The organism is Enterobacter sp. Ap-1006, assembly GCF_011752835.1.
In the GTDB taxonomy this organism is placed as follows: domain Bacteria; phylum Pseudomonadota; class Gammaproteobacteria; order Enterobacterales; family Enterobacteriaceae; genus Cedecea.
Genome location: NZ_VWWU01000006.1, coordinates 1 through 25,646, shown reverse-complemented (window position 1 = coordinate 25,646; position 25,646 = coordinate 1). Strand labels below are relative to the sequence as shown.

28 protein-coding genes are annotated in these 25,646 nt (G+C 54.4%); 18 read left to right on the top strand and 10 right to left on the bottom strand.

Features of this window, described 5'->3' with window-relative positions; all coding sequences use genetic code 11:
* Positions 1-17 precede the first annotated feature (17 nt).
* From F3J28_RS17980 to tsgA, 3 genes are all read right to left on the bottom strand, one after another.
* Entirely contained in the window at positions 18-2,084 is a 2,067-nt protein-coding gene (locus F3J28_RS17980; protein ID WP_166878399.1) for a 2Fe-2S iron-sulfur cluster-binding protein, read from the bottom strand.
* A gap of 27 nt (positions 2,085-2,111) precedes the next feature.
* Entirely contained in the window at positions 2,112-2,729 is a 618-nt protein-coding gene (locus tag F3J28_RS17975) for a glutathione S-transferase family protein (RefSeq protein ID WP_166868072.1), read from the bottom strand.
* 175 nt (positions 2,730-2,904) lie between these two features.
* The gene (tsgA, locus tag F3J28_RS17970; protein WP_166868074.1) at positions 2,905-4,089 is read right to left on the bottom strand and encodes an MFS transporter TsgA; all 1,185 of its coding nucleotides are present in this window, start codon (positions 4,087-4,089) and stop codon (positions 2,905-2,907) included.
* A 280-nt stretch (positions 4,090-4,369) separates the two neighbouring features.
* Here tsgA and ppiA point away from each other — a divergent pair, with 280 nt between their 5' ends.
* The 3 genes from ppiA (at position 4,370) to argD (ending at position 6,941) form a co-directional block, all read left to right on the top strand.
* Positions 4,370-4,942 carry a peptidylprolyl isomerase A gene (gene ppiA / locus F3J28_RS17965; protein WP_008457067.1) on the top strand — a complete coding sequence of 191 codons (573 nt, stop codon included), beginning with the start codon at positions 4,370-4,372 and terminating at the stop codon, positions 4,940-4,942.
* 125 nt (positions 4,943-5,067) lie between these two features.
* On the top strand, positions 5,068-5,631 hold the full coding sequence (gene pabA / locus F3J28_RS17960) for an aminodeoxychorismate synthase component 2 (RefSeq protein ID WP_166878396.1): 564 nt from the start codon (positions 5,068-5,070) through the stop codon (positions 5,629-5,631).
* Between the two features lie 89 nt (positions 5,632-5,720).
* A complete protein-coding gene (argD, locus tag F3J28_RS17955; protein WP_166878393.1) occupies positions 5,721-6,941 on the top strand; it encodes a bifunctional acetylornithine/succinyldiaminopimelate transaminase in 1,221 nt (406 codons plus the stop codon).
* A gap of 2 nt (positions 6,942-6,943) precedes the next feature.
* On the opposite strand, the gene F3J28_RS17950 is transcribed toward argD, so the two are convergent.
* Together F3J28_RS17950 and crp are read right to left on the bottom strand one after the other, a co-directional pair.
* Complete coding sequence (locus tag F3J28_RS17950; protein WP_166878390.1) at positions 6,944-9,028, bottom strand: YccS/YhfK family putative transporter; 2,085 nt, start codon at positions 9,026-9,028, stop codon at positions 6,944-6,946.
* Positions 9,029-9,090: 62 nt separating this feature from the next.
* The gene (crp, locus tag F3J28_RS17945; RefSeq protein WP_003852956.1) at positions 9,091-9,723 is read right to left on the bottom strand and encodes a cAMP-activated global transcriptional regulator CRP; all 633 of its coding nucleotides are present in this window, start codon (positions 9,721-9,723) and stop codon (positions 9,091-9,093) included.
* A gap of 312 nt (positions 9,724-10,035) precedes the next feature.
* Here crp and F3J28_RS17940 point away from each other — a divergent pair, with 312 nt between their 5' ends.
* Entirely contained in the window at positions 10,036-10,440 is a 405-nt protein-coding gene (locus F3J28_RS17940) for an OsmC family protein (RefSeq protein WP_166868079.1), read from the top strand.
* 36 nt (positions 10,441-10,476) lie between these two features.
* Here F3J28_RS17940 and F3J28_RS17935 read toward each other — a convergent pair whose 3' ends face one another.
* The 3 genes from F3J28_RS17935 to F3J28_RS17925 form a co-directional block, all read right to left on the bottom strand.
* Complete coding sequence (locus tag F3J28_RS17935; protein WP_008457077.1) at positions 10,477-11,346, bottom strand: phosphoribulokinase; 870 nt, start codon at positions 11,344-11,346, stop codon at positions 10,477-10,479.
* A gap of 90 nt (positions 11,347-11,436) precedes the next feature.
* Entirely contained in the window at positions 11,437-11,655 is a 219-nt protein-coding gene (locus tag F3J28_RS17930) for a YheU family protein (protein WP_008457083.1), read from the bottom strand.
* Between the two features lies 1 nt (position 11,656).
* Positions 11,657-12,673 carry a hydrolase gene (locus tag F3J28_RS17925; protein ID WP_008457087.1) on the bottom strand — a complete coding sequence of 339 codons (1,017 nt, stop codon included), beginning with the start codon at positions 12,671-12,673 and terminating at the stop codon, positions 11,657-11,659.
* Positions 12,674-12,733: 60 nt separating this feature from the next.
* On the opposite strand from F3J28_RS17925, the gene F3J28_RS17920 reads away from it, so the two are divergent.
* Positions 12,734-13,336 (top strand): LysE family translocator, encoded by a 603-nt coding sequence (locus tag F3J28_RS17920; RefSeq protein ID WP_166878388.1) that lies wholly within the window; start codon positions 12,734-12,736, stop codon positions 13,334-13,336.
* Positions 13,337-13,377: 41 nt separating this feature from the next.
* Here F3J28_RS17920 and F3J28_RS17915 read toward each other — a convergent pair whose 3' ends face one another.
* Complete coding sequence (locus tag F3J28_RS17915) at positions 13,378-15,282, bottom strand: ABC transporter ATP-binding protein (RefSeq protein WP_166878386.1); 1,905 nt, start codon at positions 15,280-15,282, stop codon at positions 13,378-13,380.
* Between the two features lie 124 nt (positions 15,283-15,406).
* On the opposite strand from F3J28_RS17915, the gene kefG reads away from it, so the two are divergent.
* From kefG to slyD, 4 genes are all read left to right on the top strand, one after another.
* Positions 15,407-15,958, top strand: a complete 552-nt coding sequence (kefG, locus tag F3J28_RS17910; RefSeq protein ID WP_205247250.1) for a glutathione-regulated potassium-efflux system ancillary protein KefG — start codon at positions 15,407-15,409, stop codon at positions 15,956-15,958.
* Positions 15,958-17,763: a glutathione-regulated potassium-efflux system protein KefB gene (gene kefB / locus F3J28_RS17905; protein WP_008457096.1), complete on the top strand. Its 1,806-nt coding sequence runs from the start codon at positions 15,958-15,960 to the stop codon at positions 17,761-17,763. The genes kefG and kefB overlap by 1 nt, the downstream gene beginning before the upstream one ends.
* Positions 17,764-17,774: 11 nt before the next feature.
* Positions 17,775-17,975: a YheV family putative zinc ribbon protein gene (locus F3J28_RS17900; protein WP_016538480.1), complete on the top strand. Its 201-nt coding sequence runs from the start codon at positions 17,775-17,777 to the stop codon at positions 17,973-17,975.
* A 98-nt stretch (positions 17,976-18,073) separates the two neighbouring features.
* Positions 18,074-18,658, top strand: a complete 585-nt coding sequence (slyD, locus tag F3J28_RS17895; protein WP_039288330.1) for a peptidylprolyl isomerase — start codon at positions 18,074-18,076, stop codon at positions 18,656-18,658.
* Positions 18,659-18,709: 51 nt separating this feature from the next.
* Here slyD and F3J28_RS17890 read toward each other — a convergent pair whose 3' ends face one another.
* Positions 18,710-18,928, bottom strand: a complete 219-nt coding sequence (locus F3J28_RS17890; protein ID WP_008457099.1) for a protein SlyX — start codon at positions 18,926-18,928, stop codon at positions 18,710-18,712.
* Positions 18,929-19,158: 230 nt separating this feature from the next.
* Here F3J28_RS17890 and fkpA point away from each other — a divergent pair, with 230 nt between their 5' ends.
* The 9 genes from fkpA to F3J28_RS17845 all read left to right on the top strand — a co-directional run.
* The gene (gene fkpA / locus F3J28_RS17885; protein WP_166878382.1) at positions 19,159-19,986 is read left to right on the top strand and encodes an FKBP-type peptidyl-prolyl cis-trans isomerase; all 828 of its coding nucleotides are present in this window, start codon (positions 19,159-19,161) and stop codon (positions 19,984-19,986) included.
* Between the two features lie 339 nt (positions 19,987-20,325).
* Entirely contained in the window at positions 20,326-21,054 is a 729-nt protein-coding gene (locus F3J28_RS17880) for a helix-turn-helix transcriptional regulator (protein ID WP_008457101.1), read from the top strand.
* Positions 21,054-21,440 (top strand): sulfurtransferase complex subunit TusD, encoded by a 387-nt coding sequence (tusD, locus tag F3J28_RS17875; RefSeq protein WP_166878380.1) that lies wholly within the window; start codon positions 21,054-21,056, stop codon positions 21,438-21,440. Before F3J28_RS17880 ends, tusD begins: the two co-directional genes overlap by 1 nt.
* Complete coding sequence (tusC, locus tag F3J28_RS17870) at positions 21,440-21,799, top strand: sulfurtransferase complex subunit TusC (RefSeq protein ID WP_166878378.1); 360 nt, start codon at positions 21,440-21,442, stop codon at positions 21,797-21,799. The genes tusD and tusC overlap by 1 nt, the downstream gene beginning before the upstream one ends.
* 7 nt (positions 21,800-21,806) lie before the next feature.
* Positions 21,807-22,094: a sulfurtransferase complex subunit TusB gene (tusB, locus tag F3J28_RS17865; protein ID WP_166878376.1), complete on the top strand. Its 288-nt coding sequence runs from the start codon at positions 21,807-21,809 to the stop codon at positions 22,092-22,094.
* 124 nt (positions 22,095-22,218) lie between these two features.
* The gene (rpsL, locus tag F3J28_RS17860) at positions 22,219-22,593 is read left to right on the top strand and encodes a 30S ribosomal protein S12 (RefSeq protein WP_008457105.1); all 375 of its coding nucleotides are present in this window, start codon (positions 22,219-22,221) and stop codon (positions 22,591-22,593) included.
* A gap of 95 nt (positions 22,594-22,688) precedes the next feature.
* The gene (gene rpsG / locus F3J28_RS17855; protein WP_008457106.1) at positions 22,689-23,159 is read left to right on the top strand and encodes a 30S ribosomal protein S7; all 471 of its coding nucleotides are present in this window, start codon (positions 22,689-22,691) and stop codon (positions 23,157-23,159) included.
* A 93-nt stretch (positions 23,160-23,252) separates the two neighbouring features.
* Entirely contained in the window at positions 23,253-25,367 is a 2,115-nt protein-coding gene (gene fusA, locus F3J28_RS17850) for an elongation factor G (protein WP_008457107.1), read from the top strand.
* Positions 25,368-25,438: 71 nt separating this feature from the next.
* A partial coding sequence (locus F3J28_RS17845; protein WP_021242225.1) for a GTP-binding protein occupies positions 25,439-25,646 on the top strand: 208 nt, incomplete at its 3' end.

Genomic DNA, 25,646 nt, shown 5'->3' with positions numbered 1-25,646 from the left:
ATGGCGCAATCCCGGTATTACAGCTCAAGCTGAATGCGGTTTTCTTCTCCCGCAGGCAGCTGTGCCGGAACTGCGCAGCAAATCAGGACCTCATCATCTGCCGTGCTTGCGGACGGTATTTTCGGGTAGGTGACTGAGCCTTTGAGGAGTTTAGTCCGGCAGGTTCCGCAGTGGCCTTCCCGGCAGCTGAATTCCGGGGTTAATCCCCGAGCTTCGGCCAGCTCTAAAAGCGAACCTGAATCTGGCATCCAGCGAGCCTCTTTTAGCGATTGCATAAAAGCAACTGGCACGGGGCTGGTGGCCGGAGGCAGGGCGTCAGATTTTGACGTTTGGCTGGCTGTGGTGCGAACCAACGCCGAGGGACCAAAGGCTTCGGCATGGATTCTGTCATCGCCGATGTTGTATTTCCGCAGTCCGTCATAGAGAGACTGGGTGAACGCCGCCGGGCCGCAAACATAGAAATCGTAGTCGTTAAACGGCAGACGGCTCGTGAGCAGCGACATATCAATATGACCATGCACGTCATAGTCTTTATCTGGCCAGGCATCGCCTGGCTGGCTGAGGACGCGAATCGCCTGCACGGCGCCTTTAGCCGCCGCGACCAGTTCGCCAATCTCGTGAGTAAAAGGTAAATCTTCCAGCTGTCTTGATGCCTGGAACAAAAAGGTTTGTCGAATACGTTGTTTGCGTAACCCTTCATAGACAATGTGCCGCAGCATGGCGAGCATCGGGGTAATGCCGACGCCGCCCGCCAACAGGACGGCCGGACGTGGCTCGTGGGCATTCAGGGTGAAATCACCCGCCGGAGCACGGACGTCAATGCTATCGCCAATGGAAACGCTGTCGTGCAAGTGCCGGGAGACACTTCCGTCCCGCTTAACGCTGATGCGGTAAAAAGCATCTGAGGGAGCCGAGGAAAGTGTGTAAGTGCGGATAACCGGCGCCTCTGCGCCATCAGGCTTCACGCGAATGGGTAAATGCTGCCCGGCGAGATGAGGCAGCAGGCCAGCATCGTCGTCAGGTTGAAGATAGAAAGAGCGAATCGAGCGGCTCTCATCCTCAATCTTCGCCACGCGAAAAGGTCGCCAGCGGGTGGCGAGTTCCGTCGCTTTCAGGCGGTTGCTGGCTGCCTGCCAGTCTCCGGTCATCAGCGAATGAGGAGAAAGCCCCTCGGCTTCAAACTTCCAGCGCAGCGCCAGCGCGTTGCGGCGGCGCACAACCCGACGGGCTTTAAACGTCCATAGCCGTTCTGCGCCCTGGAAGGCGGCGATTTCCGGTGAGTCCAGAATGACTTTTGCTTCGCCGGTCATTTGCAGCATGTCGCCTGTGTTAAAGTCCACGAACAGCAGGCCAGCCTGGCCGTTAAGCAGGATGTTACCGAGCGTGGCAAAAAAGAGATTGCCGTTGAAATCGGGAATGGTCAGCGTGCCGTCGTCGCCGACCCGGATGAAGCCCGGTTTGCCGCCGCGGTGGGAAACGTCGGCCTGTCGCTTACCTTCTCTTTCGGCCCAGGAGGCGACAAAAAAAGCGTCGGCCGACTCAATAACTGTCCTGGCTTCAGCATCAGGTTCGGCCAACGTCTCAACCTCACCCCTTGCCGGGCTGCCGGGTTTGCGGCTAAAAGTGAACTCGCGGAGCTGAATATAGCGTGGGCAGTTGCCAAAGCTTTGGTCGACCTCGACCTGAAAAGCGTTGTCCGTTTGCAGGAGCGTGCCGTTCATCCGGTTACGCCGCCGGGTATGAAGCTCAATTCCCAGCAGGCCAATGGAGGCGCGATCCCGCATTCCTTCGGCGGCCGGATCTTCCGTTGTCAACGACGCCGCAATTGTCAGACGGGTCGACGTCGGAGATGTGATAAAACCGGGATCGCCTTCCAGAAATGTTGCCCACGCTTCACCCGTTGGGGAGACGCTGCCGATGACGATAAAAGGCAGCTGAGCGTAGAAGTCACGATGCTGCTCGGGCATGTGATCGCGTATCACTCGCTGGCCTACCTCCGCCATGCGTTCGGTTACGCCGACCTTGTCCTGAAGGAATATTTCACCTTCATGCCAGACGGACTTCTTCGCCAGCTTATCGCTCATTTATTTGCTCTCCCCGGAAGCTCGAGATCAGGCGACGGCGTTCAGACCGGCGGCCGTTTTCACGAAAGGCACAAATCCCGGCAGTGCTTCGATACGGCGCAGGAAGGCGTTAACGGCCGGGTAAGCAGAAAGATCAACATTCCCCTCAGGTGCGCTGGAGGTGTAGCTGTAAATGGCAACGTCGGCGATGGTGGGGTGGTCGCCGACCAGCCATTCACGGCCGGCAAGATGTTGCTCAAGCCGCCCCAGGACTACGTGTGCCCGGGCAATCACCTCATCGGGGTTAAATTTTGCGCCGAAAACCGTCACCAGACGCGCAGCTGCCGGACCAAAGGCGAGGTCTCCGGCGGCGACGGAAAGCCAGCGTTGAACGGCTGCCGCACCCTGCGGGTCTTCCGGTAACCATGCACTTTGGCCGCTTTTTTTCGCCAGGTAGACAAGAATGGCATTGGAGTCAGGGATCAGCGTGCCTTCGTCATCCAGCAGTGGCACCTGTCCAAACGGGTTAAGCGCCAGGTATTCCGGCTGTTTGTTGGCACCCGCTTTCAGATCCAGTTCAACAACTTCATGGGGGAGACCGAGCAGGGAAATGAATAAGCGTGCGCGGTGGGCATGGCCTGAGAGAGGGAAGCTATAGAGTTTCATGCTTAGAGTCCTGATTGGCTGAGCGGGAAGATCCCCGAACGATGCAAACAGGTTGCCACAGACAATAATTGGCAGGAATAAGCCTTATCGGCAATTCATTATTGCGGAAAACGTAATAGTTGCGGGAGGGTGAAGGTATCCTCTCCCGTTTGGGAGAGGATAAATTGCAGGGCAATTAGTGCGCGGCAGCCTCTGTGCCATGGCGGCGGTGTTTGGTCACGAAACCTAACAGCAGGCACATAACGAACACCACAGCGTACAGGCCATTGGCGGTGTGCAGAGCAGCCAGAGGGCCGCTCTGCGCCACGATTGGGCCAGTGACGATGAAGGTCAGCATGGTGCCCACGGTGCCGCAGGTCAGCACGAAGTTAACCAGTTTCGGGGAAGAGACTTTGGTCTGCTGTGAACCCAGGGTGATGATCGTGGTGTAAATGGCGCTGGAGAAGAAACCAAGCGACAGAATAAACCACGCCAGGTGAGCCGGGTCACCGTGGTTGAACAGGTACATCAGCACGGTGGCTGCCCCGGCGAGCACGGTCAGAATGCGCTGCAGGTCGAAGAAACGCAGGATGAAGCTGAACGCCCACATGCCGAACATGTAAGACATCCAGAAGTCACTCACCAGCTTACCGGCATCGTTGATGCTCATGCCCAGGCCTTTGGCATATTCCGGAACCCAGGAAATAAAGCCCAGCTGGCCGAGGATGTAGCATAGCGCCGCGATGGACAGGAACAGCACGCCGATGCCCCATTTTTCTTTGGTGACGGGCTGGTCGTCTTTCTTCGCATGTTTGCCCAGCGCCGGGAATTCACAGCCCAGGGTCAGCAGGAAGATAGCGACATAGACCAGGCCGATACATACGTAGACCCAGTACCAGTTGATGCTGCGAGCCAGCAGAATAGCGGCGACCATCGGGAAAATCATCCCGGCCATGCTGAAGAAGGAGTCGGTAAACAGCAGGCGGGAACCGCGCTGACGCCCTTCATACATATGGGTGATCAGGAAGGTACCAATCGACATGGTTATCCCGCTCACAAGGCCCAGTACGAACATGGATGCGGAGAAGATAGCCAGGTTATGACCGAAGATCAGGCCAGCGACGGCCAGCACCATCAGCAGGAAACCAAAGCGCAGCTGGGTTTTCAGCGGCACGATTTCCATCAGCCAGGCGTTCAGGAAGATAGAGATTAAAATACCGGCATTAAGGAACGTAAAGGTATTACTCATACTGGACACCGGCAGATTAAAGTACTCTGCGATGTTTCCCATCACCATCCCGGTGACGATCACCAACGCGCCAGTCAGGGCGTAGGAGAAGAAGCTAATCCATAAGAGCTTGGTTCGGTTGCTGTTAGTCATAACGAGCCTGTGCAAGGAAATGTAAAGCGCATTGACAGCGCGGCGGACGGGCAGATTTTAGTCATTTGCGTGATCTATTTAAATGAATTATGAATTTATTGCTGAAATAAACTGATTGAATCATGAGGTGTGTCACATATTTCAATCTATTTCAGCGTGTTGGCGCGGCAACTCGTTGATTTGCGTGTAAGTAAAAAACCGTAAATGGCTGGCGTCGGCTGCGGTGCCTCTTTACAATCAAGCCACTTGCTTCACTCACTGCCTTCGTAAGGAATTGTTCATGCTCAAATCGACACTGGCGGCTGTTGCAGCTGTATTCGCCCTCTCTGCGCTTTCACCTGCGGCGCTGGCTGCAAAAGGCGATCCGCACGTCCTGTTGACCACCTCGGCTGGCAATATTGAGCTTGAGTTAAATAGCCAAAAAGCGCCGGTTTCGGTCAAAAACTTCGTGGATTACGTTAACAGCGGTTTTTATAACAACACCACATTCCACCGCGTAATCCCGGGCTTTATGATTCAGGGCGGCGGTTTCACCGAAGATATGAATCAGAAGCAGCCTAACCCGCCTATCAAAAACGAAGCGGACAATGGCTTGCGTAACACCCGCGGCACCATTTCTATGGCGCGTACCGCAGACAAAGACAGCGCCACCAGCCAGTTCTTTATCAATGTGGCCGATAATGCCTTCCTGGACCACGGCCAGCGTGACTTTGGCTACGCCGTATTCGGTAAAGTGGTCAAAGGTCTGGACGTTGCCGATAAAATTTCCCAGGCGCCAAGCCATGACGTCGGCCCGTACCAGAATGTGCCGACTAAACCTATCGTGATTCTTTCCGCGAAGGTCCTGCCTTAAGTATTTCTGCGCGGGCCTCAATCGCCCGCGCTTCACCTTCCCTGAAGCAGAGAATTTCAATAAGTGGTGAGCCTGGCGTTGGAAAGCGACTAGAATAGCGCGTTCTTTTTTGCCCTGGAGCTGCCATGTTACTGCTTATCGACAACTATGATTCCTTCACCTGGAACCTCTACCAGTATTTTTGCGAACTGGGTGAGGAGGTGTTGGTTAAGCGTAACGATGAAATTGGGCTGGACGATATTGAGCGCCTGACCCCGGACAAGTTGGTGATCTCTCCAGGCCCTTGTACCCCGACCGAGGCGGGTATCTCACTTGCCGCCATTCATCACTTTGCCGGGCAGCTACCTATTCTTGGCGTTTGTCTCGGACATCAGGCTATTGCGCAGGTGTTTGGGGCGACTATCGTACGGGCCGAACAGGTGATGCATGGCAAAACCTCTGCCATCAGCCATAACGGCGGCGGCGTATTCCGTGGGCTGAATAATCCGCTGACCGTGACGCGCTATCATTCGCTACTCATTGATCCCGATACCCTGCCTGACTGTTTCGAGGTTACGGCGTGGACGGATAAGCAGGAAATTATGGGCATCCGTCACCGCTCGCTGGATCTTGAGGGCGTGCAGTTCCACCCGGAAAGTATTCTCAGCGAGCAGGGACATGCGCTGCTGGCGAATTTCCTCCAGAGATGAATTGTCACTTGCCTGTTTTTGGTTTTTTATGCATATTTCGTGATTATATTTTCATTGGTGTCTAACGCATAAAAACGGGTGGGGAATAAATGACAACTGAACAATCAGCGGTTACGCGGGCAACCTTCGATGAAGTGATTCTGCCGATTTATGCACCAGCAGAATTTATTCCAGTGAAAGGGAAAGGCAGCCGCGTGTGGGACACCGCCGGGAAGGAGTACGTGGATTTTGCCGGAGGCATCGCCGTGACCGCACTGGGGCATTGCCACCCTGCGCTGGTGGAGGCGCTGAAAACCCAGGGTGAAACCCTGTGGCACACCAGCAACGTTTTTACTAATGAGCCCGCCCTGAAACTTGCCCGTAAGCTGATTGATGCCACCTTCGCCGAGCGCGTCGTCTTCATGAACTCCGGTACGGAAGCGAACGAGACGGCTTTCAAGCTGGCTCGCTACTATGCTTCGACCCGCCATAGCCCGTACAAAAGCAAAATCATCGCCTTCTACAATGCGTTTCACGGGCGTTCGCTGTTCACCGTTTCCGTGGGGGGACAGGCTAAATACTCCGACGGCTTCGGCCCGAAACCTGCCGATATTATTCATGTGCCGTATAACGACCTCGCGGCGGTGAAAGCGGTGATGGACGACCATACCTGCGCGGTGGTAGTGGAGCCGATTCAGGGCGAGGGTGGCGTGACCGCCGCGACGCCGGAATTCCTGCAGGGGCTGCGCGATTTGTGTGATGAGCACCAGGCGCTGCTGGTCTTTGATGAAGTGCAGTCCGGCATGGGCCGCACGGGCGAGCTTTTCGCTTACATCAACTACGGCGTCACGCCAGATATTCTGACCAGCGCCAAAGCGCTTGGCGGTGGTTTCCCGGTAAGCGCTATGCTGACCACCCATGAAATTGCCTCCGCGTTCCACGTCGGCAGCCACGGTTCTACCTACGGCGGCAACCCATTGGCCTGTGCGGTGGCCGGGGCGGCTTTCGATATCATCAACACGCCGGAAGTCCTCAAAGGTGTGGCGGACAAACGTCAGCTTTTCGTTGAACAACTGCAAAAGATAAACGCACAGTTCGATCTGTTCAGCGACATTCGTGGCATGGGGCTGTTGATTGGCGCAGAGCTTAACGAGAAGTACAAAGGGCGTGCCCGCGAGTTTCTCTACGCTGGCGCGGCAGAAGGTGTGATGGTATTGAACGCCGGGCCGGACGTTATGCGCTTCGCGCCTTCGCTTATTGTCGAGGACGCGGATATCCTGGAAGGGATGCAGCGCTTCGCCAAAGCGGTTGCCAGCGTGGTAGCCAGCTAAGGCTAACCCGAGCGTCGCAGACGGCGGTTGAGCCAGATCCCATGATGAGGCCGCTGGCGCCAGGCAACCGAGGAGATGGTATGCATGGTGTTCAGGTGGCCAATAATCCGCTGTAAATGCTGCTCCATGGTGCTTAACGGCCCCGTGGGCAGCGTGTCCGATTCCAGGATATTCGTGTCGTTCGACCCGCCAGGCCCGTCATACTCCAGCCTTTGCTGGCATCGCTGTAACCCAATCTCACAAGACTGTAGATACTTCTGCGCCAGGTCCGGCGTCAGCATGTTGTGTTCGCGCGCCAGCGTGGTCATGGCGTTGATATGCTCGACGATGAACTGGCTGTGCGTCACCCAAAGTTTCATGTCTGCCAGGTAGTGGGAGTTAAAGCCTGGCTCCTGCATTGCCTGATTGAGCGAGTTGAACAGCGCATTGTGCGCCTGGTTGACCCGCATACGCTGCCAGGCCAGCGGCGTGGGCTCTGGATCGTTGCTCAATATCAGCCGAATAGCGTCCTGGTCCGCCTCCAGCGCGTCGTGGGCGTTCTGACGCAGCAGGCCGGTTTGCCACTGTGGCCACAGCCAGATCATGCCGCCAAAGGCGATCAGGCAGCCGAGCAGAGTGTCTATTAGCCGGGGAATAATGTAACTCTCGGCGCTGAGGGTTATGAGCTGCAGGGTATATACCGCCGTGACGGTAAAACCAATAGTGGCCCAGCCGTAGCTTTTACGGATGAACAGGTAACTCACCAGCGTAATCATTAACATCGCCAGCAGGGTGTAGCTGTCCGGGACGTGGAAGTGCAGGGTGATACCCGCGATACACAGCCCTGCCATGGTACCTGCCGCCCTGTGAACAATGCGCACCCGCGTTGCACCGTAGCCGTTTTGCGTCACGAACATCACCGTCATCAGGATCCAATACGGCTTTGGCAGGTGTAAGAAGGAGCCCAGCAGGCTGGCAATGGTCAGCATCACACCTAAGCGCGCGGAGCTGCGCAAAGCGGAGGATTTAAACGAGAGATAGCTTTTCAGGGCCGGGAAAAACGGTAAACGGCGTTCCCTGTCCTCCATTAAATCCCTCACGTACAGCGGCCGCTGGGTTTTCAGTACCCGGGCAATGCGGCTGAAGTGGTAATGGCAGAACTGCCCCACTGGATTGTCCGGATTCTGGCGGGCGATTTTTTCCAGCGCGTCGATTTGCTTATCCATGGTAAAGCGCGTTGGATAGCGGTGGTAAAGAATATCGTCTGCCAGCGCGCGCAGGCGCGCGGCGATGGTTTGGGCATTCCAGCGGATCACGGCTTCCGCATGGCTTTGCTCGACCAGTTTTTGCACCTCTTCAGGCTGGTGCAGGCTTACCGAAATGTGTTCCTGCAGATCCAGCGCAACCTGGAAAGCGCGTAACAGACGCTTGTAGCCGTTTTGCTGATTGGCCGATAGCATATGCAGCTGCTGGTAGCAGGTAGTGATCAGGTCGACGGCTTTTTGCTGGCGGGCCAGCAGCGGCGGCAGCGCTTTTTCCGGGTCGGTATGCTGGGTCAGCAGGCTGTACTTTGCTTCGCAGTAATCTGCCAACTGGCGGTACAGCAGGCTGAGCGACTCCCTGAGCGGTTGTTCACGCCATAGCCGGAACCAGAACCAGTTGAAGGCGCCGTACCAGATGGTGCCGAAGATATAGAGCACCATGGGTTTCCAGATCGGCATATTCCCGGCCATGCTGAGCGTAAAAATAGCGGCGATCAGCGATGCGGGCAGCAGGCGGGCGTGAAGTGAGCTGATTTCTGCCGTCACGCCGAGCAGCAGAGCCATGACGATCAATATCGCCGGGAGCGGGATGTGGGTGTAAAGCAGCAGAAGCTGCAGGATAAGGCTGCTGAGAGCGAACAGGCTGCCGCCGATGATCAATCGTTTGAAGAAGCGTTTGTGCGGCGTGTCCAGCCCGGCAATGTTGCAGCAGGCGGGAACCAACGAGAAGAGCAGACCGTTTTGCAGGCTGCCAAGCAGCAGGCCGATAGCCACGGGAAGACACAGCACCAGCGTTTGCCGCAGCGCGTAGTTAACTTCCGGGTGGTAAATTAATCTCTTCCACATAGCCTGAATTGTAGAGACAAAAAAGGCGTGTTACCGAAGCGACACGCCTTTATAAGGGCTAATTAACGGGTGCCGTAAACGACAATCGTTTTACCGTGGGCGGAAATGAGGTTCTGATCTTCCAGCATTTTCAGAATACGGCCAACGGTTTCGCGGGAGCAGCCCACGATCTGACCGATTTCCTGGCGGGTGATTTTGATTTGCATCCCGTCCGGGTGGGTCATGGCATCCGGCTGTTTAGCCAGGTTTAACAGCGTCTGAGCAATGCGGCCGGTCACGTCGAGGAAGGCGAGGTTGCCAACTTTCTCAGAAGTTACCTGCAGGCGGCGCGCCATCTGGGAAGAAAGGCGCATCAGGATGTCCGGGTTGACCTGAATCAGCTGACGGAATTTTTTATAGGAAATTTCAGCTACTTCACAGGCTGACTTGGCGCGAACCCAGGCGCTACGCTCCTGGCCTTCTTCGAACAAACCTAATTCACCAATGAAATCACCCTGATTCAGATAAGAAAGGATCATCTCCTTGCCTTCTTCATCTTTAATCAGAACAGCTACGGAGCCTTTGACGATGTAGTACAGCGTCTCCGCCTTTTCACCCTGGTGAATCAGCGTGCTCTTCGACGGATACTTATGAATGTGGCAATGAGACAAGAACCATTCGAGAGTCGGGTCTGTTTGCGGTTTGCCAAGCACCATGCGCGGTTATCCTCTGTTATAAACTGGCTACCAAAGACAAGACGCGGAACCTCTTGTCTGGCGTTGCAATCGTGAAATTTTCCCAAGCCCTGGGAGCTGGCGGGCAGGTTAACCCTGCGGCCTGTAATTAGTCGTTTCCTCTGCTTACGGCATAAACGTCTCTGTATCGCAGCAGCATCCGGATTGTTTTAGCATAGCTTTTGGTTAGTGTCTTGTATTGTCTCGTTTCAGCATGACCTGGATCGCCTTACGTTGCCAGTTTTCACGTAGACGCGTAATCTGAAAGAAATTTTTATTACGGGAGTAGGTAAAATGCAGGCACGTGTTAAATGGGTGGAAGGCATGACCTTCCTCGGCGAATCCGCTTCTGGCCACCAAGTTCTGATGGACGGTAACTCCGGGGATAAAGCACCAAGCCCGATGGAAATGCTGCTGATGGCCGCGGGCGGTTGTAGCTCAATTGACGTGGTGTCGATTCTGCAAAAAGGCCGCCATGATGTGACGGATTGTGAGGTGAAACTGACTTCCGAACGTCGTGAAGAAGCACCTCGTCTGTTTACCCGTATCCATCTGCATTTTGTTGTGACCGGGAAAGAGCTGAAAGAAAGTGCGGTTGCCCGCGCCGTTGAGCTGACCGCAGAGAAATATTGCTCGGTGACATTGATGCTGGAGAAAGCCGCAGAGATTAGCCACAGCTACGAAATTATTGAAGCCTAGGTAGAAAAGGGCGGTATACAGACCGCCTTTACGCCATCAGGCAATTTTCCTGCCTTCCGCCAGCCGCTGCACCAGCGGGGCCATGATCAGCTCCATCGCCAGCCCCATTTTCCCGCCCGGTACCACCAATGTATTGATGTGGGAGATAAACGACCCCTGCAACATCGCCAGCAGATAAGGGAAGTCGATGTCGTCCAGCCCACGGAAGTGAATCACCACGAAGCTTTCGTCCAGCGACGGAATGGCTCGCGCGGCAAACGGGTTAGAGGTGTCTACCGTCGGAACGCGCTGGAAGTTGATATGGGTACGTGAGAACTGCGGCGTAATGAAGTTGATGTAATCGTCCATGGAGCGCACTACGGAATCCATTACCGCTTCCCGTGAATGGCCGCGTTCGCTGGTATCGCGCACCAGTTTCTGAATCCATTCCAGGTTAACGATGGGCACCACGCCTACCAGTAAATCGACGCAGTCGGCGACGTTATGTTGAGGGGTGACTACACCGCCGTGCAGGCCTTCGTAAAACAGGACGTCAGTGGGCTCCGGGAGCGGCTGCCAGGGCGTAAAAGTGCCCGGCACCTGGTTCCACGGCACCGCTTCATCGTAGGTATGCAGGTATTTACGTGCTTGCCCTTTGCCGGTCTGGCCGTATTCGATAAAGGTTCGTTCCAGTAACCCGAAGTCGTTGGCGTCCGGCCCAAAGTAACTAATATGGCGGCCAGCATCGCGTGCTTTGCGGATAGCCATGTCCATTTCCGGGCGGGTATAGCGGTGGAAACTGTCGCCTTCAACTTCAGCGGCGCGCAGGTTGAGCTGCTGGAAAATCTTGCGGAAAGCGAGGCTGGTGGTCGTGGTGCCGGCGCCGCTGGAACCTGTAACCGCAATAACCGGGTGTTTGGCTGACATAGGGTGAAAACTCCGTGAGGGATCGGAAAAGAGATCTGTATCTGCTTGTTATACTTTTCAGCCAGTATAGATCACCCTGCCAGTCAGCGGTCAGCCGCGAAACTGCCCGCGCGGCATAATGTTCACCGTTTCATGGAGTTCAGACCAAACCAGCACGGCCTCGCCGCTTTGTAACTGGCGCTTCACGTCGGCGACTTTTTGCGTCAGCGAGCGCTCCTGCTCACCATAATCGGTGCCTTCCCGTAATACAAAAGATTCAATCAAATTGTCGAGCGTTTCAGGGTCGAGATCTTGCCAGGGAATGATCATTTCAGTGGTCCAGGAAGCGGGTTAGCCAGTCGGGAATGCGCTGCTCAAGCCACATCTGTGGGCGCAGCAGAGTCCCGCCGACAAAGCCAACGTGGCCGCCGTAAGTCGTGAGCTGGTAGTGGATATTGGGCGGCAGCGTTTCGCGATCCGGGATGACGTGGTGATCCATAAACGGGTCGTCTTTGGCGTGAATAATCAGCGTCGGAGCGGCAATTTCCGGTAAAAGCGGCATGGCGCTGCACTGGCGATAGTAGTCCAGCGCGTCGGCAAAGCCATGGATCTTCGAGGTAATTAAGTCATCGAACTCGCGAATGCGGCGCAGGCTTTTCAGCTTGCGGAGGTCGATTGGCAGCGAGCCAGGGTAGCTCTTCAGCTTACGGGCGGCATTTTTCTTCAGCAGATTCAGCAGGTAATGCTGATAGACGCGCGAGAAGCCCTGCTCCATGTGGTAACAACACTGCTCAAGCATCAGCGGGGCGGAAACAATCACGCCGGCTTTCAGCGTGCAGGCAGCGCCCTGTTTTGCCATCAGGCAGGCGAGCATGTTACCACCCAGAGAAAAACCAACTGCGGCGGTGGGAACTTCACCGTAGCGCTGATTTAACCATTCGAGGAAGTAAGTGCCGTCTTCGGTTTCGCCGGAGTGATAAATGCGTTCTTTACGGTTCGGCACACCGCTGCAGCCGCGAAAATGCATCACCACGCCCAGCCAGCCGCGTTTTTTCGCCGCTTCTATCATGCCGTGAGCATACGGGCTGTGGAGGCTGCCTTCGAGTCCGTGAAACACGACCAGGCGAGGTTTGTGCATAGCGGTTTGCGGATCTTCGCTCCACGCAAGATCGACAAAATCCCCGTCCGGCATATCCAGCCGCTGCCAGTGGGGTTTGAAATTGATTCGACGACGAATCAAACGTGGGATCATGGTTTGCAGATGCGGGTTACTGAGTCCGCGCATCGGGCGGAAATCGTCACCTTCATCATGATGAATATTCAATTCTAAAGGACTTGTACTGGCCATATCACACTGTTAGTTTCGTTTAGTTCGCTAATTATTCTTCGGGTGTGGAGCACCCAATTCATGGACTTAACGCCTTTTCTTTCGATGCTGGGCTTTCTCTGGGTCGCCGCCATCACACCTGGCCCTAATAATACGCTACTTACCGCATCCGGGGCGAATTACGGTTTCTTCCGCAGCCTGCCGCTGATGATTGGCATCATGCTCGGGATGCAGTGCATTTTAGTGCTTGTTGCCTTCGGCGTAGGCAGCTTAATCCTGCTTTACCCCGCTCTGCACCTTATCCTGAAGATTGCCGGGAGCGTTTACCTTTTGTGGCTGGCCTGGAAAATTGGCACCGCGAAATACGAGCGCCTGGAAACGGATGCGGCCCCGCCGTCTCCGGTACCTTTCTGGCAAGGTGGCCTGCTGCAGGTGATTAACCCTAAAGCGTGGCTGATGGCGCTGGGCGCGGTAGCCAGTTTCAGCCTGGCGGGCGCAGCCTACCTGCATTCCGTGGCGATGATTAGCGTAGGGATTGCGCTGGTGAACATTGTGGCCGGGGTTATCTGGATAGCCTTTGGCAGCCTGATTGGCCTGTTCCTGCGCAGCCGTCGCTCCTGGGCTATTTTCAACGTCAGCATGGGCGTGTTAACCGCCGCCTGCGTGCTGCTTATCTGGCGTTGAGGGCAAACCCTCTCCCCGCGAGGAGAGGGAAGCGTTAGCGTTTAGTCGCCCTGCAGCATCTGTTCAAGCTGTTCCTGAATATCCAGCCATTCCATCTCGCACTCTTCCAGCGCCGACTTCACTTTTACCTGCGTTTGCAGGCATTCGTTCATCTCGGCTTTACGGCTCTGGTCGTAGATAGCGCTGTCTGCCAGCTTCTCTTCTACTTCTGCAAGCTGAGCGTTCAGCTTTTCCATCTGCTTTTCAAGCTGGGTAATTTGCTTGCGCAGCGGCTGAGTTTGGGTACGAAGTTCGGCCTCACGGCGTTTCTGGTCCTTGCGGGCCTGGGCGCTGTTGGCGTTATCCTTCGCTGATTCAGCGGGCTGATTCTCCTGTTTTTGCAGGTCGCTCAGCCACTGTTGGTAATCCTCGAGGTCGCCATCGAAAGCTTCCACTTTGCCGTCGTGCACCAGGTAGAGATCGTCCGTGGTGGAGCGCAGCAGGTGGCGGTCGTGCGAAACCACAACCAGCGCGCCCTCAAAGTCGATTAGCGCTTCGGTCAGCGCCTGGCGCATGTCGAGATCGAGATGGTTCGTCGGCTCATCGAGCAGCAGCAGGTTAGGGCGCTGCCAGACAATCAGCGCCAGCACCAGCCGGGCTTTTTCACCGCCGGAGAAACGCGCCGTTTGTTCCGTGACTTTATCGCCCTGGAAACCAAAGCCGCCCAGATAGTCACGCAATTGCTGTTCCAGCTCGCGTGGGGCAATACGAGCCAGATGCTGAAGCGGCGATTCATCGGCGCGCAGGTATTCCAACTGATGCTGGGCGAAGTAGCCGAGCTTGATGCCTTTGGCGAGGCCAATATCGCCCTGCAGCGGCAGTAATTCACCGGCCAGCAGTTTGATTAACGTGGATTTACCCGCCCCGTTTCGGCCCAGCAGGCCAATACGCGAGCCAGGAACAAGGTTCAGCTTGATGGAGTTGAGGATCACTCGCTCGCCGTAGCCTGCGCTGACCTTTTCCATCCTCAGCAACGGGTTGGGAAGGTTTTCTGGCGCACGGAAGCTAAAGTGAAACGGGTTATCGACGTGAGCCGGGGCAATCAGCTCCATGCGCTCCAACATTTTCACGCGGCTCTGCGCCTGTTTAGCTTTGGACGCTTTAGCTTTAAAGCGATCGATAAAGCTTTGCAGGTGGGCCACTTTTTGCTGCTGGCTTTCGTACATCGACTGCTGTTGAGACAGGCGAGTTGCGCGCTGGATCTCAAACGACGAATAGTTGCCGGTGTACTCGAACATATTTTCCTGTTCGATGTGGATAATTTTATCGACCACCGGATCGAGGAAGTCCCGGTCGTGAGAGATAAGAATCAGGGTACCCTGGTAGCTTTTCAGCCAGCGCTCCAGCCAGATGACCGCGTCCAGATCGAGGTGGTTGGTTGGTTCATCGAGCAGCAGCAGGTCGGAACGGCAAATCAGCGCCTGGGCAAGGTTAAGACGCATGCGCCAGCCGCCCGAGAAATCGCTTACCGGGCGTTCCAGCTGTTCATTGCTGAAGCCCAGACCGTGCAGCAGGCTGGAGGCGCGTGAGCGAATGGTCCACGCATCTACCGCGTCCAGCTTGCCGTGAACCAGCGCAATGGCGTGACCGTCGTTGCGTTCGTTGGCGACGTTTAGCTCGGCTTCCAGCTTGCGGAATTCACGGTCGCCGTCGATCACATACTCTATCGCCGGCATCGCAAGGGCGGGCGTTTCCTGATTCACCCAGGCAAGCTGCCAGTTGCCGGGAAAGTTTGCGCTCCCGCCGTCGGCGCTTATCTCGTTTTTAAGCAACGCCAGCAGCGTGGATTTTCCACAGCCGTTTTTACCCACCAGGCCGACTTTTTGCCCGGGGTTGATGGTGGCGGCGGCGTTATCCAGCAGAACGCGAGTGCCGCGACGAATTTGTAACGAGGAGAAAACAATCATAAAGCGCCGTATGTTCAGAGTATGTTAAATTGTCATTGTAATTCGTTAACATGTCGCCTGGGCAACAGGTCGGGCTGCATGGTAGCCCAAAATAATGACTATGACGACGCCCTGGAGGGTAATGATGTCGCAGCCGCCGAAAGTTTTGCTGCTGTATGCCCATCCGGAATCCCAGGACTCGGTGGCTAACCGGGTTTTGCTTCAGCCGGCTCTGCAGCTTGAAAATGTGACCGTGCACGATCTCTACGCGCACTATCCCGATTTCTTTATCGATATTTATCACGAACAGTCATTGCTGCTGGAGCACGATGTCATTGTTTTTCAACACCCTCTCTATACCTACAGCTGCCCTGCGTTGCTGAAAGAGTGGATGGATCGCGTCCTTAGCCGGGACTTTGCCAGCGGCATCGGAGGCAACGCGCTGGCGGGAAAGTACTGGCGCAGCGTGATCACCACCGGCGAGCCGGAAGGGGCCTATCGCTATGACGGCTATAACCGCTTCCCCTTAACCGAAATTTTACGACCTTTTGAGCTCACTGCGGCGATGTGCAAGATGCACTGGCTGATGCCGATTATCGTTTACTGGGCTCGCCGCCAGTCTAAGCTGGAGCTGCAAAGCCATGCGAAAGCCTATGGTGAGTGGCTGGCGAATCCGCTGTCGATGGGAGGCCGCTGATGGAAGGTTCTGATTTACTGTTGGCGGGGGTGTTGTTTCTCTTCGCGGCGGTTGTTGCTGTCCCGGTTGCCGCACGTTTAGGTATTGGCGCCGTGCTGGGCTATTTGCTGGCAGGTATCGCCATTGGCCCCTGGGGCTTAGGGTTTATCAGCGATGTTGATGAAATCCTGCATTTCTCCGAACTGGGCGTGGTGTTCCTGATGTTTATCATCGGCCTGGAGCTGAATCCATCGAAGCTGTGGCAACTGAGGCGCTCTATCTTTGGCGTTGGGGCGGCGCAGGTGATTCTCAGCGCGGTGGTGCTTGCGGGCCTGCTGATGCTGACGAATTTTTCCTGGCAGGCGGCAGTGGTGGGCGGCATCGGCCTTGCAATGTCCTCCACGGCGATGGCGCTGCAGCTGATGCGCGATAAAAGCATGAACCGCAGCGAATCCGGTCAGCTAGGCTTCTCGGTCCTTCTGTTCCAGGATCTGGCGGTGATCCCGGCGCTGGCGCTGGTGCCGCTGCTGGCCGGGAACGGCGACGATCATACCGACTGGATTAAAGTCGGCCTGAAGGCGCTGGCGTTTATCGGCATGCTATTGGGCGGGCGCTATCTGCTTCGCCCGGTTTTCCGCTTTATTGCCGGGTCCGGGGTGCGTGAAGTCTTTACCGCGGCTTCGTTGTTGCTGGTCCTTGGCTCGGCGCTGTTTATGGATGCGCTTGGGTTTTCTATGGCCCTGGGGACGTTCCTGGCTGGCGTGCTGCTGGCGGAAAGTGAATATCGCCACGAGCTTGAGATTGCTATCGATCCGTTCAAAGGCCTGCTGCTGGGGCTGTTCTTTATCTCTGTTGGCATGGCACTGAACCTGGGCGTTTTGTTCACCCATTTGCTGTGGATTGCAGTGAGCGTGGTTGCGCTGGTGGCGGTGAAAGCCACCATTTTGTATGGCCTGTCGCGGGTGTATGGTTTGCGCAGCTCTGAGCGGCTGCAGTTTGCCGGCGTGCTAAGCCAGGGCGGCGAGTTTGCCTTCGTGCTGTTTTCCGCGGCGGCCTCACAGAAGCTGTTCCAGGGCGATCAAATGCCGCTGCTGCTGGTGACGGTTACGCTGTCGATGATGACCACGCCGCTGCTGATGAAAGGTGTGGATGCGATTCTTGCCCGGCGCTTTAATCCGGGCGAGGAAACAGAGGAGACGCCTTACGTTGAGGACGATCATCCGCAGGTTATCATCGTCGGATTTGGGCGTTTTGGTCAGGTGATAGGCCGCCTGTTGATGGCGAATAAGATGCGTATCACCGTTCTTGAACGGGATATCAGCGCCGTAAGCCTGATGAGAAAATACGGTTATAAAGTGTATTACGGCGATGCGACGGAAGTGGAACTGTTGCGTTCGGCGGGGGCGGAAGAGGCCAAATCCATTGTTATCACCTGCAATGAGCCGGAAGATACGATGCGGATAGTTCACCTCTGTCAACAACACTTTCCACATCTTGCCATACTGGCGCGTGCTCGCGGCCGCGTTGAGGCACATGAATTGTTGCAGGCCGGGGTTAAACTCTTTTCGCGTGAAACCTTCTCCAGCGCCCTTGAACTTGGGCGTAAGGCCTTGCTCACGCTGGGTATGCATCCTCATCAGGCGCACCGGGCTCAATTACATTTCCGCCGACTGGATATGCGTATGCTGCGTGAACTGATGCCAATTCACACGGACAGTGCGCAGATTTCCAGGGTGCGGGAAGCCCGGCGTGAGCTGGAAGATATTTTTGAACGTGAAATGCAGCAAGAGCGTCGGCAGCTGGACGGCTGGGACGAATTTGAATAAGGGTGAAGCCAATGTCAGTGCGTAAGCGTTTTATTGCCGGGGCCGTTTGTCCCAAATGCCAGGCTAAGGATTCTCTCGCGCTGTGGCGCGAGAACAACGTTGATATCGTTGAGTGCGTAAAGTGTGGCCATCAGATGCGAGAGGCCGACAAGCAGGTTCGCGAGCACGTTCGCGAGCAGGAGCAAGTGATAGGGATTTTTCATCCCGACTAGCGAGATGGAGCAGCTTTTTTTAAGCTAGAGGGTACAGCGGCGCAGATTTCCGCTACAATCGGCGCCAGTTTTTTCCCTACGCTCGTTCAGGAGATATCATGAAAGTAGCAAAAGACCTGGTGGTCAGCCTGGCCTATCAGGTACGTACAGAAGACGGTGTGTTGGTCGATGAGTCTCCGGTGAGCGCGCCGCTGGACTACCTGCACGGTCACGGCTCCCTGATTTCTGGCCTGGAAACGGCGCTGGATGGTCACGAAGTTGGCGACAAGTTTGACGTTGAAGTGGGCGCGAACGACGCTTACGGTCAGTACGACGAAAACCTGGTGCAGCGCGTACCGAAAGACGTCTTCATGGGCGTTGACGAGCTGCAGGTTGGTATGCGCTTTATGGCGGAAACCGATCAGGGTCCAGTGCCGGTCGAAATTACCGAAGTGGAAGACGAGCACGTTGTGGTTGACGGTAACCACATGCTGGCCGGCCAGAACCTGAAATTCAACGTGGAAGTTGTTGCTATCCGCGAAGCGACCGCTGAAGAGCTGGCCCATGGCCACGTTCACGGTGAGCACGACCATCATCACGACCACGATCACGATGGTTGCTGCGGTGGTCACGGCCACGATCACGACCATGGTCACGAGCATGGTAAAGGTGGTTGCGGTAACGGCGGCTGTGGTTGCCACTGATCGCTGTGAAAGAGAAAAGGCCGCATTAGCGGCCTTTTTTACGTCTGTTATTCAGTAATGCGGCGGTGGCGTCTCTTCGGACTCTGAAGCGATCATCGACGGCTGGCTGGCCTTGAGCTTTTCAACCAGCAGGCGGAAATGCTCGCGAAGTTTGACCATCTCAAGCTCGTGCGCCGTCACGGTCTGGTTCAGCTCTTCAATCGTAATCTCCTGAAAGGCGAGACGACTCTCGAGATCTTCCAGCCGTTGTTCGGTGGATTTAGTGTGCATGGCGGTTCCTCTTTTGCCTGCGCGATGGACAATATGCGGTGATTTTACTGAAAATGACCCAGCTTTACAGCGCAGAAGCACGTTGAAGGAAACTTCTTTAAACAAAAAGAATCTCAATTTGACTCGATAACTCGCTGAGAGATTGTGTAGATTTCTTTCACGACGTTATAGTACGTCACTTAGCTTATTTGAAACCCTGGGGTGAGAGGCCCCGGCCCTTGGAGAAATGGATGAAATCATTATTTAAAGTAACGCTTCTGGCGACCACAATGGCCGTTGCCCTTAATGCCCCTGCTTTTGCGGCGCCTGCTGCAGCGAAAGATGCACCTGCGGCTCAGGCTGACAGCAAAGCGGTCTTTAAGAACGACGACCAGAAAGCTGCCTATGCACTAGGCGCATCGCTCGGGCGTTACATGGAAAACTCCCTGAAAGAGCAAGAGAAACTGGGGATCACCCTGGACAAGGCTCAACTGATCGCGGGCGTACAGGATGCGTTTGCGGATAAGAGCAAACTGTCTGACCAGGAAATCGAACAAACTCTGCAGGCGTTCGAGACTCGCGTAAAAGCCTCCGCTCAGGAGAAAATGGAGAAAGACGCTAAAGAGAACGCGGACAAAGGCAAAGCCTTCCGTGATGCTTTCGCCAAAGAGAAAGGCGTTAAAACGTCTTCTACCGGCCTGATGTATAAAGTTGAGAAAGACGGTACCGGTGATGCGCCGAAGGATACCGATACCGTTGTGGTTAACTACAAAGGTACGCTGATCGACGGTAAAGAGTTTGATAACTCCTATACCCGCGGTGAGCCACTGTCCTTCCGCCTTGATGGCGTGATCCCAGGCTGGACCGAAGGCCTGAAAAACATCAAGAAAGGCGGCAAGATCAAGCTGGTTATTCCACCAGAGCTGGCTTATGGCAAAACCGGCGTGCCGGGGATCCCTGCTAACTCTACGCTGGTGTTTGAAGTTGAGCTGCTGGACATTAAACAAGCGCCAAAAGCTGACGCTAAGCCAGCCGCTGCTGCAGATGCTAAAGCCGCTGACGCAGCCAAAAGCAAGTAATTAGCAGGTCGTTTGAGCCGCCGCCCACCGGGCGGCGGTTTTGTTTTTGGCACCAGCGTTTATTCCCCCCACGCGTAATGAGGAGAATAAAGACTGGAAAGCACATCTTACGTTGTATTACCTTAGCGGGCAGCGTTTCAACCGAGTATGAGTCTGCCCTGACACCATCAAAGCGCGACAGGCTCTCTTTAGAGTAAATTGCTGGCAACGTCTTTTATCCATAACACGCTCAATTTGCAGCAATAAAAATAATGGACGAAGTCTGCTGATTTACCCCAAACGCCCGAGAACCCCGTTGTCCGGACGTTTGTCATCAATCTGAGAGGGTGGTATTTTTTCATGTCCAATTCGCTTTTAACCAACGAAACCAGTGAACTTGATTTGCTGGACCAGCGTCCTTTTGAACAAACCGACTTCGAAATATTAAAATCCTATGAAGCGGTCGTGGACGGGTTAGCGATGCTGATTGGCTCCCATTGCGAAATCGTTCTGCACTCCCTGCAGGACCTGAAATGTTCAGCTATTCGTATCGCTAATGGTGAGCATACCGGGCGAAAAATAGGCTCGCCAATTACCGATCTGGCCTTGCGCATGCTGCACGATATGACCGGTGCTGACAGCAGCGTCTCTAAATGCTACTTCACTCGCGCAAAAAGCGGTGTTCTGATGAAGTCGGTGACAATCGCGATTCGCAACCGCGACCAGCGTGTGATTGGTTTGCTTTGCATTAACATGAACCTCGACGTGCCGTTCTCCCAGATCATGTCGACCTTTATTCCACCGGAAACTCAGGATCAGGAAGTGCCGTCTTCGGTAAACTTTGCGTCCTCCGTGGAGGATCTGGTGATGCAAACGCTGGAATTCACGATTGAAGAAGTGAATGCCGACCGTAACGTCTCAAATAACGCCAAGAACCGCCAGATAGTGCTCAACCTCTATGAAAAAGGGATCTTCGACATCAAAGATGCCATCAACCAGGTTGCCGATCGGCTGAACATTTCCAAACATACCGTTTATCTCTACATTCGCCAGTTCAAAAACGGCGACTTCCTCGGTCAGGATAAGTAATGCGTTTTGCCTTGATGGTTACTGGCCCGGCTTATGGGACGCAGCAGGCAAGCAGTGCATTGCTGTTTGCCCGGGCGTTGCTGGCGGAAGGACATTCGCTGGAGAGCGTTTTTTTCTACCGTGAAGGGATTTATAACGCCAATCAGCTGACCGCCCCGGCAAGCGACGAAGTTGATCTTGTCCGCGAGTGGCAGAGCCTGAGCGTGCAGCACGGTGTGGCACTGCATATTTGCGTGGCTGCGGCATTGCGTCGCGGTGTGACCGATGAAGAGCAGGCCAAATCTTTGGGGCTCAAGGTGAGTAATCTCCAGCCAGGCTTTACGCTTAGTGGCCTCGGGGCGCTGGCAGAATCCGCGCTTACCTGCGAAAGAATGGTGCAGTTCTAATGAAACGTGTCGCTTTTGTTTTTCGATCGGCGCCGCACGGCTGCACGGCTGGCCGGGAAGGGCTGGATGCATTATTGGCGACGTCGGCCCTGTCAGAAGATATCGGCGTGTTCTTTGTTGGCGATGGCGTTCTACAGCTGCTGCCGGGGCAGCAGCCTGCCAAAGTGTTGGGCAGGGACTACATTGCCACTTTCCGCATTTTGCCGCTGTACGATATTGAGCAGTGTTTCCTTTGCGCTGCCTCAGTAAGGGAAAGAGGGCTTTCGGGTCAGGCATCCTGGGTTATTGATGCGAAAGCGCTTGAGCCTGATGCGCTTCGGGAAAAACTGAATCAGTACGATGTGGTACTTACCTTCTGAGGCTCCTATGCTGCATACCTTACGTCAGTCGCCCTTCCAGTGTGATATCACCGAGATTCTGCGTTATGCCGAGCCTGGTGACGATTTACTGCTGATTGAAGACGGCGTGATTGCCGCGCTGAATGGCAGCCGGGCGCTTGAATTACTGCTTTCCGCCCCCATTACTGTTAGCGCTCTGCAAGAAGATGTTGAGGCTCGTGGCCTCTCTGCTCAAATTTCGTCCAAAATTGAGCGTGTCGGCTATACTGACTTCGTCAGATTAACGATAAAACATAGCCAGCAGTTCGCCTGGTGAGGGCGGATCGCTGTATATTTCTTGACACCTTTTCGGCTCAGCCCTAAAATTCTGCGTCCTCATATTATATGAGGCCGTTTTATTACGTGTTTACGAAGCAAAAGCTAAAACCAGGAGCTATTTAATGGCAACAGTTAACCAGCTGGTTCGCAAACCACGCGTACGCAAAGTTGCAAAAAGCAACGTGCCTGCGCTGGAAGCTTGCCCGCAAAAACGTGGTGTATGTACCCGTGTATATACCACCACTCCTAAAAAACCAAACTCCGCACTGCGTAAAGTTTGCCGTGTGCGTTTGACTAACGGTTTTGAAGTCACCTCCTACATCGGCGGTGAAGGTCACAACCTGCAGGAACACTCCGTGATCCTGATCCGTGGTGGTCGTGTTAAAGACCTGCCAGGTGTTCGCTACCACACCGTTCGTGGTGCGCTTGACTGCTCCGGCGTTAAAGACCGTAAGCAATCTCGCTCCAAGTATGGCGTGAAGCGTCCTAAGGCTTAATGGTTCTCCGTTAAGTAAGGCCAAACGTTTTAAATTAATGTCAAAATAAACTCTTTGAGTTTTGGACAATCCTGAATTAACAACGGAGTATTCCTATGCCACGTCGTCGCGTGATTGGTCAGCGTAAAATTCTGCCGGATCCTAAGTTCGGATCAGAGCTGCTGGCTAAATTTGTAAATATCCTGATGGTAGATGGTAAAAAATCTACTGCAGAATCTATCGTTTATACCGCGCTGGAAACCCTGGCTCAGCGTTCTGGTAAAAACGAGCTGGAAGCTTTCGAAGTCGCTCTGGACAACGTCCGTCCGACCGTCGAAGTTAAGTCCCGCCGTGTAGGTGGTTCTACTTATCAGGTTCCAGTTGAAGTTCGTCCGGTTCGTCGTAATGCTCTGGCAATGCGTTGGATCGTTGAAGCTGCTCGTAAACGCGGTGATAAATCCATGGCTCTTCGCCTGGCGAATGAACTGTCTGATGCTGCAGAAAACAAAGGCACTGCAGTGAAGAAACGTGAAGACGTTCACCGTATGGCTGAAGCCAACAAGGCGTTCGCTCACTACCGTTGGTAATAAATCCTTCGTAGTGTTACCCAAGCGGGCGCTTCATGAAGCTGCCCGCTTTGGGTTACTTAACTTGAACGTCCCAGGATATAGAGGAATCAAATGGCTCGTACAACACCCATTGCACGCTACCGTAACATCGGTATCAGTGCACACATCGACGCCGGTAAAACCACGACTACCGAACGTATTCTGTTCTACACCGGTGTAAACCACAAAATCGGTGAAGTTCATGACGGCGCTGCAACCATGGACTGGATGGAGCAGGAGCAGGAGCGTGGTATCACCATTACCTCCGCTGCAACTACTGCATTCTGGTCTGGTATGGCTAAGCAGTATGAACCGCACCGCGTAAACATCATCGACACCCCAGGGCACGTTGACTTCACCATCGAAGTAGAACGTTCCATGCGTGTTCTTGACGGTGCAGTAATGGTTTACTGCGCAGTTGGTGGTGTTCAGCCACAGTCTGAAACCGTATGGCGTCAGGCTAACAAATACAAAGTTCCACGCATCGCGTTCGTTAACAAAATGGACCGTATGGGTGCAAACTTCCTGAAAGTTGTAGGCCAGATCAAATCCCGTCTGGGCGCGAACCCTGTTCCGCTTCAGCTGGCGATTGGTGCTGAAGAAGGTTTCACCGGCGTTATTGACCTGGTGAAAATGAAAGCCATCAACTGGAACGATGCAGATCAGGGCGTTACCTTCGAATACGAAGATATCCCAGCTGACATGCAGGACCTGGCTGACGAATGGCACCAGAACCTGATCGAGTCCGCTGCAGAAGCCTCTGAAGAGCTGATGGAAAAATACCTGGGCGGCGAAGAGCTGTCCGAGGAAGAAATCAAGAAAGCTCTGCGTCAGCGCGTTCTGAACAACGAAATCATCCTGGTTACCTGTGGTTCTGCATTTAAGAACAAAGGTGTTCAGGCGATGCTGGATGCGGTAATCGATTACCTGCCAGCACCAACCGACGTACCGGCAATCAACGGTATTCTGGATGACGGTAAAGACACGCCGGCTGAGCGTCACGCAACTGACGACGAGCCGTTTGCTGCTCTGGCATTCAAAATCGCAACTGACCCGTTCGTTGGTAACCTGACCTTCTTCCGCGTTTACTCCGGCGTTGTTAACTCCGGTGATACCGTGCTGAACTCCGTTAAAGCTGCTCGTGAGCGCTTTGGCCGTATCGTTCAGATGCACGCTAACAAACGTGAAGAGATCAAAGAAGTTCGCGCGGGCGACATCGCGGCTGCTATCGGTCTGAAAGACGTAACTACTGGTGACACCCTGTGTGATCCAGATTCGCCTATCATTCTGGAGCGTATGGAATTCCCAGAGCCGGTAATCTCCATCGCCGTTGAACCAAAAACCAAAGCTGACCAGGAAAAAATGGGTCTGGCTCTGGGCCGTCTGGCTAAAGAAGACCCATCATTCCGCGTATGGACTGATGAAGAATCTAACCAGACCATCATCGCCGGTATGGGTGAACTGCACCTCGACATCATCGTTGACCGTATGAAGCGTGAATTCAACGTTGAAGCGAACGTCGGTAAACCTCAGGTTGCTTACCGCGAAGCGATTCGCGCTAAAGTTACCGATATCGAAGGTAAACACGCCAAGCAGTCTGGTGGTCGTGGTCAGTACGGTCATGTTGTTATCGACATGTACCCACTGGAGCCGGGCTCTAACCCTAAAGGTTACGAGTTCATCAACGACATCAAAGGCGGCGTAATTCCTGGCGAATACGTCCCTGCCGTTGATAAAGGCATCCAGGAGCAGCTGAAATCTGGTCCACTGGCGGGTTACCCGGTTGTAGATCTCGGCGTGCGTCTGCACTTCGGTTCTTACCATGACGTTGACTCCTCCGAACTGGCGTTTAAACTGGCCGCTTCTATTGCCTTCAAAGATGGCTTTAAGAAAGCTAAACCAGTTCTGCTTGAGCCTATCATGAAGGTTGAAGTTGAAACTCCGGAAGAGAACACCGGTGACGTTATCGGTGACCTTAGCCGTCGTCGTGGTCAGCTGAAAGGCCAGGAATCTAACGCTACTGGCGTACAGATTCATGCTGAAGTTCCGTTGTCTGAAATGTTCGGGTACGCAACTCAGCTGCGTTCTCTGACCAAAGGTCGTGCATCTTACTCCATGGAATTCCTGAAGTATGATGACGCACCTAACAACGTTGCTCAGGCCGTAATCGAAGCTCGTGGCAAATAAGCCAACGCTTTTAACACAATGATCCCGTGCTCTCTCCACAAGGGGAGGGCACAATAGTAAGGAATATAGCCGTGTCTAAAGAAAAATTTGAACGTACAAAACCGCACGTTAACGTTGGTACTATCGGCCACGTTGACCACGGTAAAACCACTCTGACCGCTGCAATCACTACCGTTCTGGCTAAAACCTACGGTGGTTCTGCTCGTGCATTCGACCAGATCGATAACGCACCAGAAGAAAAAGCTCGTGGTATCACCATCAACACCTCCCACGTTGAGT